Source organism: Trinickia sp. Y13, from assembly GCF_029522115.1.
Lineage (GTDB): Bacteria > Pseudomonadota > Gammaproteobacteria > Burkholderiales > Burkholderiaceae > Trinickia.
In genome coordinates, this window is record NZ_JAKWFK010000002.1 from 163457 (window position 1) to 177414 (window position 13958).

Annotated in this window: 9 protein-coding genes; 7 read left to right on the top strand and 2 right to left on the bottom strand. The window is 61.4% G+C overall.

The window, feature by feature from the left end:
* Positions 1-126: 126 nt before the first annotated feature.
* On the bottom strand, positions 127-3411 hold the full coding sequence (locus MMB74_RS03855; RefSeq protein ID WP_277427281.1) for an autotransporter outer membrane beta-barrel domain-containing protein: 3285 nt from the start codon (positions 3409-3411) through the stop codon (positions 127-129).
* Between the two features lie 569 nt (positions 3412-3980).
* Complete coding sequence (locus tag MMB74_RS03860; RefSeq protein ID WP_277427282.1) at positions 3981-5537, bottom strand: methyl-accepting chemotaxis protein; 1557 nt, start codon at positions 5535-5537, stop codon at positions 3981-3983.
* A 252-nt stretch (positions 5538-5789) separates the two neighbouring features.
* On the opposite strand from MMB74_RS03860, the gene MMB74_RS03865 reads away from it, so the two are divergent.
* The 7 genes from MMB74_RS03865 (at position 5790) to MMB74_RS03895 (ending at position 13918) form a co-directional block, all read left to right on the top strand.
* A complete protein-coding gene (locus MMB74_RS03865; RefSeq protein ID WP_277427283.1) occupies positions 5790-7283 on the top strand; it encodes a DcaP family trimeric outer membrane transporter in 1494 nt (497 codons plus the stop codon).
* A gap of 255 nt (positions 7284-7538) precedes the next feature.
* Positions 7539-8381: an ABC transporter ATP-binding protein gene (locus MMB74_RS03870; protein ID WP_277427284.1), complete on the top strand. Its 843-nt coding sequence runs from the start codon at positions 7539-7541 to the stop codon at positions 8379-8381.
* Entirely contained in the window at positions 8378-9262 is an 885-nt protein-coding gene (locus MMB74_RS03875) for an ABC transporter permease (protein ID WP_277427285.1), read from the top strand. Before MMB74_RS03870 ends, MMB74_RS03875 begins: the two co-directional genes overlap by 4 nt.
* 82 nt (positions 9263-9344) lie before the next feature.
* Positions 9345-10394: an ABC transporter substrate-binding protein gene (locus MMB74_RS03880; protein ID WP_277427286.1), complete on the top strand. Its 1050-nt coding sequence runs from the start codon at positions 9345-9347 to the stop codon at positions 10392-10394.
* 396 nt (positions 10395-10790) lie between these two features.
* On the top strand, positions 10791-11468 hold the full coding sequence (locus MMB74_RS03885; RefSeq protein ID WP_277427287.1) for a response regulator: 678 nt from the start codon (positions 10791-10793) through the stop codon (positions 11466-11468).
* Entirely contained in the window at positions 11465-12838 is a 1374-nt protein-coding gene (locus MMB74_RS03890) for a sensor histidine kinase (RefSeq protein WP_277427288.1), read from the top strand. Before MMB74_RS03885 ends, MMB74_RS03890 begins: the two co-directional genes overlap by 4 nt.
* 72 nt (positions 12839-12910) lie before the next feature.
* Positions 12911-13918: an ABC transporter substrate-binding protein gene (locus MMB74_RS03895; RefSeq protein ID WP_277427289.1), complete on the top strand. Its 1008-nt coding sequence runs from the start codon at positions 12911-12913 to the stop codon at positions 13916-13918.
* Positions 13919-13958 lie beyond the last annotated feature (40 nt).

Sequence of the window (13958 nt, forward strand, 5' to 3'; positions counted from 1 at the left end):
CTTTGGGGGCGCGAATATTACGCCGCGCTTGCCGCGCGGCTTCGCCAAGTGCAGCGCACCGCCTCGCATCGGGCCGTCCGCAGTGGAAACGGCTGCGCGAGCGAAGCGGCGCTCAAGACGATCGAGTTACCAAGACCAGCGCACGCCGGCGTTGCCGCCGATGGTCCGGACGTGTTCACCGTCCAAGTTGGTGCCCCAACTGACGGCCGCATACACGCTCCCGTGCTTCGAGAACTTCGTGACGGTGCCCACGTCGACACGCGCCGTCGTTTGGTTGACCGGCGTGCCGATCGACGTGACGCCGTCGTACGTTTGCTGGTCGCCGTTGGCAAATGCGTGCAGGACGTTCAATCCGAAATACGGTTGCCACGTTGCGCCCATTGCGTCCCACATACCGGCAAATCGCACGCCCATGCGGCCAAGCACCGTGTTGCCGTCACCGAACTGCACTTTGGATGCCGCGTCGGTGAAGTCGTTGATCGACAGATGCTCATAGCTTAATTGCAGCTGCGGCTCCATCGTCAGACCATGACCGATCGCGATCGGCATCCCGGCTTCGATCGAGGCTGTGACGGCGGTCCCATGTGTACTGGCCTGAACGTTGTCGCGCGAATGGGCGTCCGCGGAGAGGGCGGTTCCGGAGACCACCGCATCCGTGTACCAGCCGCTCGGGCCGATATGCGTCCAGTAGCCCGCAAGGCTGTACGCATTGACGGAGAGATGCCCGACGTCGCTGTTCGGCATCCCGACGGCCGTTCCGCTGACCTCGCCCGTGGCGCGGGCCATGCCGAAGTAGAACCCGTAGTGGTTGCGATGACCGCTAGGCGTCCCATCGGCGTAGATGTCCTGACCGATCTGCACACCGCCGAGCGTGCCATCGAATTGCGGGCTTACATCGCCCGCTTCCGAGAGAACGGATTTCGCGCCCCATACCCGGCCCCACGAGGCGGGCAGGCGGCCAGTTTCGCCGAGCAGCATTTGATCGCCCTGTCGCAAATGGAATTCGTCGATCTGCATCCAGTCGAGTTGACGCATGACGTTGGGCATCTGCGCGTAGAGCGCTACTTCTGGCCGGTACAGCGTGATGGCTTGGCTACCTGCGGCCGGCAATGCAGGCGTTCCCACGGCAGTTGCCCCGGCCGACGCATGGCTGCCGCCTGCGGACGACGGATCGGTCGCAGCCGCCACCGTATTGCGCAGATACCAATCCTCCGAAGTGCCCGGCGTTACGCCGCCTTTGGCCAAGTAGTACTCGTATGCGCCGGCTTTGATCACGCCGCCCGCCAACGTGAACGCGTTCGGATCGGTCGTCGCGCCTCCGGCCGCGTTCACGACCTCGATACCGTTCGCTACGGTCGGCGCGCCGCCTCCACCCACGTTGGTCACTTTGAGCGTGGTGGTGCCCGTTGCGGCGCCGCCATTGACGATGAGCTTGTCCGAAGCCGAGTTGTCTCCTGCGAGCACGGTGTTCAGTGCAATGGTCGCATTCTGGCCGACATAGTCGTGCACCTGCAGGGTGTTGCCGACCTGACCGTTGCCGCCGCCCAATTGCACGAGCCCCGCATTGGTCAGCTTGCCGTTGATCGCGAAGCTACCGCTTGCATTCGTCGCGAACGCGTTCCACGCATTGGCGACGGCGATCGTTCCGTTGTTCACTGTGTCGCCGTTCACAGCGCCATAGCCGCCCAGCGTCGCGCCCGCGGCAACCGACGTCGCCCCGGCGATCGTGGCGGTGCTGTGCGACGCATCGCCGACGATTAGCGCACCGGCCGCCACGGTCGAACCGCCGGAATACACATTGGCGCCGTTCAACGTCAGCGTGCCCGCGCCGTCCTTCTCGACTACGCCTGAGCCGCTGATTAGGCCCGCGTACGTCCCGTTCGTGTTCTGCTCGAATTGCACGAGACCGTTGTCGGTCACGGCCGAGGGCAAGCTCTGCGCGCTTGCTTGCAGCACGGCCGCCTGATCGACGGTCACGCCGCCCGCGAACTGAGCGCCGCTGCCGCCGAGCACCAGCGTGCCCTGCTGGACCTCGGCTGCGACCGTGCCGGTCACCGCGCCGTTGACCGTCAGCGTTCCCGAACCGGTCTTCGCCAGGATCCCCGCGCCGTCGATGCCCTGGTTGATCGTCGTTTGAAAACCTTGCGTATCGATCGTGCCGCCATTGGACGTCACGGAGATGGCGCGCGTACTCGCCAGGTCCAGACTAGCGCCCAGTTGCAGCGTGCCGCCGTCGAACGTCACGCCGCCCGCCGCGCCGCCTAGCGCATTGTCCGCCGACACCGACAACACGCCCTGCTTGAGCAGGGTCCCGCCCGTGTAGGTATTGCCGCTCGATGCCGACGGCGCCAGCGTCAGCGTGCCGGCGCCGTCTTTCTCGACCGCGCCCGAACCGGTGATGAGGCCCGTGTACGTCCCGTCCGTGCTCTGCTCGAATTGCACGAGGCCGTTGTCGGTCACGGCCAATGGTAGGCTCTGTGCGCTCGCCTGCAGTGTGCCGGCTTGGTCGACGAGCATCGTCCCCGAGTAGGTCGCATTGTTGCCGGACAGCACGAGCGTCCCCTGTTGGACTTCGGTGGACGTCACGCCCATGCTGCCGATCGAATTTGTGATCGTCCATATGCCGCTGTCTTTCTTTTGAAGCGTGTCGAAGTTGGTGACCGTCGTGGGCAGCGTTGCCGAGCCGGTGCCATTGAGCGTGAGCAGATCGTTGCCGCCCCCGCCGTTGATGGAGCCTGAGACGCTGGACCCCGTGTACAGGTTGAGCGTGTCGTTGCCGCCTGCAAAAACCAGGTTGCCTACCACTTTGCCGAGATTGGAGAACACCACGGCGCCGTTGCCCGACGCCCCCATGACATTGCCCGGCGCCTGGATTACACCGGTGGCATTGTTGATGACGGTATTCGTGCCGGAGGTGTTTTGAAACCAGATGGCGGCGGAATGCAGGCCTTGGATGGTGCCATTGTTGACGATTTGGTTGCCGGTGCCTTCCGGGTTGACCGCTTCGGCGCTGCCTTGCGTGCCGGAGGCCAGCACCGTTGCACCCTGCTGCACGGTGAGCGTGGAGTTGTTGCGGAAATCGATCGTATTGCCGCCCGTGCCGTAGGTGCCGCTGGTGCTCGTCGCAGCGTTTTGCACGAGCGCGCCGGATTGCACGACGATGTTGCTGTTGTCCGATAGCGCGATCGCGCTGCTGTCGCCAACGATGATCTGCGCGTTGGAACCGATCGTGACCTGGGCGCCCGATGCCGTGCTCGGCCCGGCACCGATTTGCGTCGGCCATGGCGACGGCGAACTGGTGTCGCAGGTCGTGACCGAACCCGACGTCGTGCAGTTGGCATGCGCCAGCGCGGGGAGCAGTGAGATGTAGCCAAGGACAGCGAGCGTCGTCGCCTTTGGGTATAGCTTCAATCTCTGGCCGGCCGAGCGATTGTGAGCGGCGAACGCGCTCGTATAGCCATGCGTTGTGGGTTGAGGATCAAATTTTTTCCGCATATGTCTTATCGATTGGTCGGGGCCGATGGAACGATGTAATAGATGCGAGCGCGGGGTGCCGCGTCTCGAATGTCAGAAGAAACTCGATTGAGTGAACGAAGACCGTGGTGACTCACATAGCGAGAGACAATACAAAAATTCTTAGCCATAAAAGGCTAAAGATTGTTATCCGCGTTGATTGAAATCGCGACACGAATGATTAATTCGTCGAGACACCAAATAGCCACGAAAAAGCAAACGTTTGCTTTTTCGTGGCTATTTGTTTTTTCAGATCTTGACGGCGATTGACCGATGACAACGATCAGTCGCCTTGACGACACGCGCGCATCGCTAGAACCGTCGTTTCTTCAACGAAGCGGGGGAAGGCGGCGCGCGCTCAAAGCACGCCGACGATGACATCGTCGCCGCGCTCGAGCGCGAGAAGACGCTGCCGAATGATGTGAGGGATGAGCCGCCGGAGGGAACGGGAGCGTGGATCCGTTCGTTTAAGGAAGCGTCTCTCCCACAGCAAACGAGGCCACCGTCCTGCGCAGATTCGCGGCCTGCTCTTTCAACGACTGAGCTGCGGCCGCGGCCTGCCCGACCAACGCCGCGTTCTGCTGCGTCACCCCATCCATCTGCACGACGGCCTCGCCCACTTGCTCGATGCCACGGCTTTGCTCGGTCGAGGCGACTGCGATATCGCCCATCGTTTCCGCCACGCGCTTGATCGCGTCCTTCACTTGGCCCATCGTTACACCAACGTTCGCCGCTTGCTGCGACCCGCTTTCGATCATCTCGACGGAAGTACCGATAAGCTCCTTGATCTCCTTGGCAGCCGCGGCCGATCGTTGTGCGAGGCTGCGCACTTCGCCGGCCACCACCGCGAAGCCCCGCCCTTGCTCGCCGGCGCGGGCCGCTTCCACCGCGGCGTTCAGCGCAAGAATGTTCGTCTGAAACGCGATTCCCTCGATCACGCTCGTGATCTCCGAAATCTTCGATGAACTCTCGCTGATCCGCGCAATCGTGCCAACCATGTTTTGCATGAGTTCATTTCCTTCGTCGGCCATCGTCGTCGCGTTCACCGCCAGCGCATTCGCTTCACGCGCATTGTCCGCGTTACCCCTCACCGTTTCCGTCAACTGAGTCATGCTCGAGGCGGTTTCTTCCAACGAGGCCGCTTGGGTCTCCGTGCGCGCGGAAAGATCCGCGTTGCCGTTGGCGATCTCGTCGGCCGCCGTGCTCACAGCTTCGGACGCTGTCTTAATCTCGCGCACTGTTGCACTAAGCTGCGCATCCATCGTTTTCAGCGCATCGAGCAGTGCGCCGAATTCGTCTTGATTGAACACTGACACGCGATTGTCGAGCTTGCCCTCGGCGATCCGGCGCGCGATGCCGACCGCTTGGCTTAGCGGCGCGGTAATAGCGCGTGTCAAGAAGATCGATACGCCGAAGCCCATCAGCACACCCGCAGCAATACAGGCCAGGCACGTCCAGAGCACGCTTTTATACGTCGAAGCGCTGTCTCTCATGAATCGCTTCGCCTTTTCGGCATTCACGCCTGCATCTTCCTCGAGAGCGGCGCCGAGTGCGTCCGAACGCTGCTCGACCGCGGCGATCGCACTATCGGCCGCGTCGAAGTTGTCGGCTTTCAGCATGACGACGATGTCGTCGACACTGGACTTGAATGCAGGCAACTCGCGCGACACCGTTTCGGCGATCATGCGCTCCTTCGTATCGCTAAAGCTTACACGGGCATAGTCGGCCCACACACTGTCAAGCTTCTGAAGATCCGACTCGAGCTCGGGCACGCTCTCTCTCACCCCCGAATCCGTCCGCAGTGCTTGCATGCGTCGAAGCGCGACGCGCACCTTCAACTGCAGCGATCTCACCTCGGAAATCTGCACGATCGGCATCGTCACCGATGAATAGGATGCCTGACTATTGCGTGCGATCTTCTGCGCGCCGGCAAGCCCCGATAGTCCGATCACAACCATCAATGCGATGCACGCGAAGAAGGAAACGGAAATCTTGAATTTAATTGTTCTTAGAAAAACGCTCATGGGTCTCCACCTGGCGTGCAACGAATTAGCGCATTGTATTCAGCCCGTTTCAAAGAAAGCTGTCAGCGCGCGCCAGGTTTGTAACAACGCGTCGGCGTCGCCCAATCGCCACGGACGCAATGGGGTAAGTACGGACGTAAAAGGCGCTTTTCTGACAGCCGGTAGACAGCTTGCCCTCCATACCATCCGGTCACTGCTCGAAGAACTCGACGAGCGGCAACCGAGACAACAATCAGATGCTGGAGACATTCGATGGAAAGGTGGACGAATCCGATCAAACAGCGGCGTGAGAAGAAACAGACGTCGTTACCGGGGCAGATACTTTACTGCGCGATAGCCGGCCTGGCGGCCGCGCCCGCCGCGCATGCGAGCCAACTGAGTACGCTTCAAGCCGAGATCCACAATCTCTCGGTGCAGCTCGACCAATTGAAGGCTGCGCAGACGCAGCAAGCCGCCACGCAGGCGCAGCAAGCGAAGCAGTTGGCTCAGCCAGTGGCCGTGGCGCAAGCGCCGGGCGTCGAACTCACGCCGATGAAAGCCGAGAAATTGAGCACTTCGGCCGAGTACGTGCGGCGCGGAACGATGCCGCATTCATTCATCGTGCCAGGCACCGATACGTCGCTCAGCATCGGCGGCTTCATCAACTTCCAAGGCATTTACGATCCGACCGAAAACCTCGGACCGAAATTCGCAATCGGCAACTTGGATCCCAAGGGTAGCAACGCTCGCGCACAATCGGCACGTACGTTCCACTTCCAAGACAAGGTGTCGCGCCTGGTAGTCGGTAGCAGCACGCCAAGCCCGTACGGCAACATCACGACGAACTTCGGCCTCGATTTCTACGGCTTCGTCTCGGGCGGCGACAACAACCAAGCGCTCCAAAACAACAGTTGGGGTGCACGGATCGTCACGGCGTACGGCACGATCGGGCCGTTCCTCGTCGGTATGGCCAACTCAAACTTCATCGACGATCCCGATTCGCTCGAGTCGTTCGACAACGCCGGGCCAGCCGGTTTGCCCGCGGCACGCACGCCGCAGATCCGATACACGATGCCGCTCGGAAAGGGAGGCGCGTTGTCGTTCGCACTTGAAAACCCGCAAACGGGCTATCAAGACACGCGAGACAACATCGAAGCGAACACCAAGACGAATCCGCTCCCCGATCTTTCCGTGAAGTACGAGCGCGAAGGCGATTGGGGGCACTTCCAAGTCTCGGGTTTGGCTCGCGACCTCGGGTTCACCGATCAAAACGGCGCGCGTAAGACAAAGTTCGGCGCGGCGGCGTTGATGGGCGTCACCTTCAATCTGCCGCACAGCAAGGACAACTTCGGCGGCCAGATCTGGTACGGCGCGGTCGGTCGCTACCTGCCTGACGACTTCGGTGCAAACGTCGCATCGGTCCTTGCAGTCGATAACGGTACGGCAGCCAATCCCACGGGCGCAGCCAATATCGAAATCCAGCCGGATGCGGGCGCCGAGTTGTTCTTCCAACACTGGTGGACGAAGAAGCTGCGCTCGAACCTCGGCCTCGGATACAACCACCAGCGCCTCGCCGCGTTCGTGCCGGCCGATCCGAACAACGCCGTCACCACGAAAACGGTCCACGTGAACTTCATCTACCGCCCTGTTCCCACCGTCGACGTCGGTCTCGAAGCAATGTGGGGGCAAAAGACGTTCCAAGCGAGCACGGGCCTGGGCAACCAATCGGCCTGGCGCCTCGAAGCCGGCGGTATCTGGCACTTCTAAAGACCAACGACCTCAGCGTTCAGCGGCATGTGCAAGACCCGGTCCCGCATGCCGCCCTTCAAAGGAGCCACCTCTCATCGATTACTGCAATGCCACGAAGAGCAGTCGCCGCTTTTTCCCATTCCCGTATCCAACGTAAGAACGGACGGCTGAAAGAGCGACCGGATAGGAGCGCGAAACGGAAAAATCCGGGCGGCGCAAGTTCAATGCAATCCGCCCATCGGTAGCCGATGGGCCCACGAAATAAGGTTTGTTATGTCAGAAACTTCAACGAGGCGAGGAGGCGTTCAGTTCTCCGGGGTGACGAAGCGCTTTCCCACGCGCGACGGCTCCGAGAAGACCGTACTGCGCGACGTCGATCTCGTCATTGAACCTGGTATGTTCTGCGCGGTAGTCGGACCGACAGGATGCGGAAAGTCAACGACGCTCACCCTCGCAGCGGGGCTTTATCGCCCGAGCGCCGGCGTCGTGCGCGTGTCGGACGAGATCGTGGACGGAATCACGAGCGGCGCCGGCTTCGTATTCCAAAGCGATGCGCTTCTACCATGGAAATCCATTCTCAAGAACGTCGCGCTCGGCCCGATCTTTCGCGGCGTGCCGAAGAAGGAGGCGACGCAGCAAGCGCGCGAATGGCTCCGCACCGTTGGCCTCGCGGGCTTCGAAGACTATTTCCCCTATCAGTTGTCGGGCGGCATGCGCAAGCGCGTGAGCCTCGCGGCCGCGCTCATCAATAAGCCGTCGATGCTGCTGATGGACGAACCGTTCTCTGCGCTCGACGTGCAAACGCGCGCCATCATGTCGAACGAGCTGCTCCGTCTGTGGGAGCGCACGCGCCCTTCCGTGATATTCGTCACGCACGACCTGGAGGAAGCGATCGCACTGGCCGACCGCGTCGTCGTGATGACCGCTGGCCCCGCCACGGTTAAGGCCGTGTTCGACATCGATCTGCCGCGGCCCCGCGGAGAAGTGCAGGAAATCCGCTTCCACCCGCGTTTCCTCGATCTCTATCAACAAATCTGGGAGTCCCTGCGCGAGGAAGTGGAGCAAGCCTATTCGCGCACGACGTCCGTTTCAAATCTCGAAGGGAGCGCGGCATGACAAGCGTCAACTCCAGCGCGCAACTTAAAACCGCAAAGACTGACCCGGCCGATGTGGCGGGCAACGCGCGGCGCAAAGCGCAGCGCCACAAAACACTCGTCTTGCTTGGACGAATCGGGCTACTCATCCTCATCGTAGGCGGCTGGCAGATCTCCACCGACTGGGGCCTCGTCGATCCTTTCTTCTTCGGTTCGCCAAGCGGCATCGTCTTGCGGCTCTTGGATTGGGCCCACAAGGGAACGGCCTACGGTTCGATCTGGCTGCAGATCTGGGTGACGCTGGAAGAGTCGCTGCTCGGCTTTCTCGTCGGCGTGGCTAGCGGCGTTTTCCTCGGCGTGCTCTTGGGCGAGATCCCCTATCTCGCTGACGTCGTCGGCCCCTACATCAAGGTCGTCAACGCGCTCCCCCGGATCGTGCTCGGCTCGGTCTTCGTCATGTGGCTCGGCCTCGGCATGCCGTCGAAGGTCGTGCTGGCGGCCGTCCTGGTGTTCTTCGTCGTTTTCTTCAATGCCTTCCAAGGCGTGCGCAGCGTCGATCGCAACTTGATCGCCAACGTCCGCATCCTCGGCGCGTCGCGCCTCCAGGTGACCTGGCACGTGGTCTTCCCTTCGGCCATGACGTGGATCATCGCGAGCCTGCACGTAGCGCTCGGCTTCTCGATCATCGGCGCGATCGTCGGCGAATTCCTCGGTGCTCAGCGCGGCCTTGGGCTCGTGATCGCGACAGCACAAAACACGTTCGACGCCAATGGCGTATTCGGCGCGATGCTGATCATCGGTGTCGTTGCACTCAGCGCCGAAGTGATGATGGGCATGCTCGAGAAGAAGCTGCTCTCGTGGCAGCCGCCTTCGTCCGCCGACAGCAATCGAGCCGGCGTCTAATATCGGTTGGACTGAAAACGTTTAGGACTACTTCATAAGAGATCCCGTCACGGGATCTCCAATAACCAAGGAGATGTGTTTTATGAAACAGAAATCACGCACAACGGCATTGCTGGCGGGCCTGGCTTGTGCGGCCGGGGTATTCAGTTCGGCATGCATGGCAGCGCCGCTGCCGAAGGTTTCATTGATGGTGGGGGGAATCGACAAGCAAATCTATCTGCCCTATCAACTGGCCCAGAATCTGGGCTTCTTCAAAAAGTACGGCGTCGATATGGAGTTGAGCACCGAGCAAGCCGGCGGCGTCGGCGCTGAGGATGCCGTGATCTCGGGCCAGGTCGACATGGCCGGTGCGTGGTACGTCCATACGCTCGAGTTCCAGGAGCACGGCAAGAACGTCATCGGCATCGTCCAGTTGAGCGGTGCGCCGGGCGAGCGCGAGATGTGCACGCCGAGTTCGGGCGTGAAGACGCCAGCCGATTGGAAGGGCAAGACTGTCGGCGTGACTGACGTCGGTTCGGGCACCGATGACCTGACGCTGTATCTGGCGGCCCGCTATCACCTCACGTCGAAGGACTTCACACGAGTGGGCGTGGGCGCGGGTCCGACGCTGATCGGCGCGCTCAAGCACAATCGCATCGCCTGTGGGATGACCACGCAGCCGACCGTCAACGCCGTCGAGAAGATGAAGCTCGGCTATTCCGCGATCGACCTTGCGACGGGCCCCGGTGTCAACAAGTGGCTCGGCGGCTATTGGCCGACGGCCACCGTACTCGCACGCGGGGAATGGGTGAAGGCGCATCCGACGGAGACGCAAGCCGTCGTCAACGCGATGGTCGCGACGATGCACTGGATCAACACACATAGCGCCGCCGATATCGCCGATCATCTTCCGCCCGACTTCGTGAGCAATCAGTTATCGACGAAGCAGGAATACATCGATGCGCTGGCACAAGACAAAGGTCAATTCCTGCCCGACGGCATGATGCCGAAAAACGGGCCGGATACTGTGCTGGCGGTCGAGAAGCTGGCCGGCAAGGTGACCAAGCCCATCGACCTCGATAAGACTTATACGAATGAGTACGTCATCAAGGCAAACGCGCTGCTCGCCAAGGACGCAAACGCAGGGAAATAACGGATTGCTCTACACCCCGGGGGCACGTAAATTGCATTAAGCCCCTCCCGCGCACCAGAGAAGCCAGGCCGATAGGGATATTCGCACCGCGCGAATATCCCGACGCGTTAAGCCGCTGATCGCGGCGGCGAATCACGGAAAATCCATACCACGCCGTTCGGTATGAGGCCTGCGAAACGCGTTCATCGCGCGAGCCGCGGAGGAGACAAGCCGTTCAGATCGCGTTTCATCGCCCGAGGCGCTACCGCCTCGGGATTCGACGCTTCTGCATCGCTCCGTTTTCGTTCGCGCGCGCTAGCCGATGCGCACTGACATCGCCTCGTAAGGGGCGCGCGAGGTTTGCGTCTTCGGATACGTAACCCGCTCGTAATTTGCATCATACGTTGGGTTGCCTCGATGAAACTATTGCTCGTAGAAGACAACGTGGAGTTTGCGCTTTGGCTCAGCAAGGCGCTCCAAGCCGAACGATTCACCGTCGAGTGCGTGCATGACGGTTCGGCTGCGATCGATCGGCTTGGCCAGGCGCAGTACGATCTATTGCTGCTCGATCTTCGCCTGCCCGGCATGGATGGGCGCAACGTCCTAAGCAGCCTTCGACGACGCCGCAACGATACGCCGGTGCTCGTCGTCACAGCGAACGCATCCGTCGACGCAAAAGTCGACTGTCTTGATCTAGGCGCGGACGACTACGTCGGCAAGCCGTTCGAGATGCGCGAACTCGTCGCCCGCATCAAGGCGCTGATCAGACGCCGCGGCCGCAGCAGCCAATCGATTGTCCAATGCGCAGATCTCCAATTCGATCTCGATACCCATGAGTTCCGTGCCGCGGGCCAGTCGCTCGAGTTGACGCTGCGCGAGCACCATGTTCTCGAAACGCTAATGCTGCGGCAAGGCAAGACGGTCACCAAGGCTCAACTCATGGTGAAGGTGTTCGATATCGGCAGCGAAGCGAGCGAGAACGCCATCGAAACCTACGTGCACCGGCTGCGCCGCAAGCTGACAGGTTCGCAAGCGCGCATTCTCACCTTGCGCGGGCTCGGATACCTGCTGCGCGACGCCAATGCCACGACATGAATCAGTTGCGCGTACGGTTGCTGTTGTGGGTGCTCGTGCCCATGACGCTGGTGCTGGCGTTGATGGCCGTCCTCTCCTGGCAGAACGCGCGGCGTACCGCCCTGCTCGTGCAAGATCGGCGTTTGCTGGCATCGGCCGAAGTCATGGCCGGCGCAGTGGGTTGGCAGCAGGGTAGGCTGAGCACCGAGACGCCCCCCGCCGCGCTCCAAATGTTCGCGTCACGCGAGCGCGATCGCGTCTACTTTCAAGTGCGTGCGGTGCCGGGCGAGGTGCTGGCTGGCTGGCCCGACCTCGCGAAGGGCGATCCGACGGCCGGCAACGCGCCCCGTTACAGCGACATTCAATATCACGGCGGCGCGTTGCGCATGGTGACGATGACTCGCCATTTATATCGCGACGGCCGCACGAGCGCTGTCCTTGTCAGCGTGGCCGAAAGCCGCCATGCCTACTTTCATCTTCTCGGCACGTTGTGGCGGCCCGTGCTCGTTCAAGAGTCGGCGTTGCTCGCCCTCGCGTTAGCGCTGATGGTGATCGGCCTCACGCTCGAGCTGAAGCCGCTCTTGATACTGCGCAGAGACCTGCAGGCGCGCGAAGCGGACGATCTAACCCCGCTCGGCACGATGCAGCTTCAACGAGAGCTGCGCCCCATCGTCGAAACCATCAATCAGTACGCGACTCGCCTCACCGCACAGGTCAATATTCAAAAGCGCTTCATTGCCGATGCCGCCCATCAATTGCGCACGCCCGTGGCCCTCATGAGCACGCAACTCGATTACGCGGCGCACCTGTCCAAGGATCCCGAACTCAGCGAAACCTTGCGTGCGGTGCGCGCCTGTGCGCGCCGCCAGAAAGACCTCATCAATCAATTGCTGAGCCTGTCTCACGCGGAGTCGAGCCGCGGCGCGAATCTGCCGCGCAAGAAGGCGAGCCTGCTCCATCTTGCGCAAGATGTGCTGGTCGACTTGTCCGTCCTCGCCGACGACAAGGGCATCGATCTGGGCCTGAGCGCGGCGAGTACCGAAGCGTCGATATGGACCTATCCGACACTGTTGCACGCCATGCTCTTCAACCTGGTGGATAACGCCGTGCGCTATACCCCGCACGGCGGCCGCGTTACGGTTCACGTCGGGTCCGACGGCGAAGGCGCGATACTGCAAGTCGACGATACCGGGCCCGGCATTCCCGATACGCTCAAAGCCCGCGTGTTCGAACGCTTCAGCCGCGGCAGCATGTCCGACAACGACGGCTTCGGCCTCGGCCTGGCGATCGTCAGCGAGGCGGCCAAAGCATGCGGCGCTCAGATCGAGCTCGCGACGCGCCCCGGCGGCGGACTCAGCGCAATCGTGCGACTGCCCGCCAGCGAAACCTAAGCGCTGCACGAGACGTCGCACGCCTCGCCCCACCGCGCCGAAGCAGATCCGATACAAGATGGAGAGACGACAATGAGTACCTCAAGAGGCGTGGCCGCCATGGCCGCGATCATGATCGGGATATGCTCGGCGAGCGCCGCTCACGCTCAGGAGAAGATCACCATCATGGTGGGCGGCATGGATAAGGTCATCTATTTGCCCGCGATCCTCACGACACGGCTCGGCTATTTCGCGCAGCAAGGATTGGACGTCGATGTCGTGACCGAACCGGCCGGCGTCGATGCCGAAGATGAAATGATCGCGGGGGCGGTGCAAGGCGTCGTAGGGTTCTACGATCACACGATAGACTTGCAGAGCGAAGGGACTGAAGTGGAATCGCTCGTTCAGTTCACCACGGTTCCGGGGGAAGTGGAACTCGTTGCCACATCGCACACCGCCGAAATCAAAACGCCGGCCAATTTCAAGGGGCAATCGCTCGGCATAACGGGCTTGGGCTCTTCCACCGATTTTCTCACTCGGTATTTGGCGAAGAAATCCGGACTTCGGAGGAACGACTATCGACTCGTGCCTGTCGATGCGGGCAAGACGTTCATCGACGCCATGCGGCGCCAGCGCATCGTTGCGGGAATGACGACTGATCCCACCGCGTCGGAATTGCTCTCCAGCGGCGAAGCCAAGATTCTTATCGATCTGAGAACCGAAGCGGGCACAAGAAACGCACTGGGCGGCATCTATCCCGCCGGATGTCTTTACATGTCTAATGCTTGGGTCGACGAGCATCGCGACGAAGCCGGCAAGCTCGTCAACGCCTTCGTCCGAACGTTGCGGTACATCCGTACCCATAGCGCCGAGCAGATCGTCGCCCAATTGCCGCCGAGTTATTACAAGGGAAAGAAGGCGCTCTACGTGGCTGCGCTCAAGGCCTTTAAGCCGATGTTCTCAGCCGACGGCCGCATGCCGGACGGCGGACCGCAAGCAGTGCTTGCGCTGCTCTCGACGATCGATCCCGACACGAAGACGACCGACATCGACTTATCGAAAACGTACACGACCGCGTTCGTGGATTCGGCTAATAAGTAGGAAGTAGGCGTAAACCGCAGGATTGCGCGACAGCCAGTCG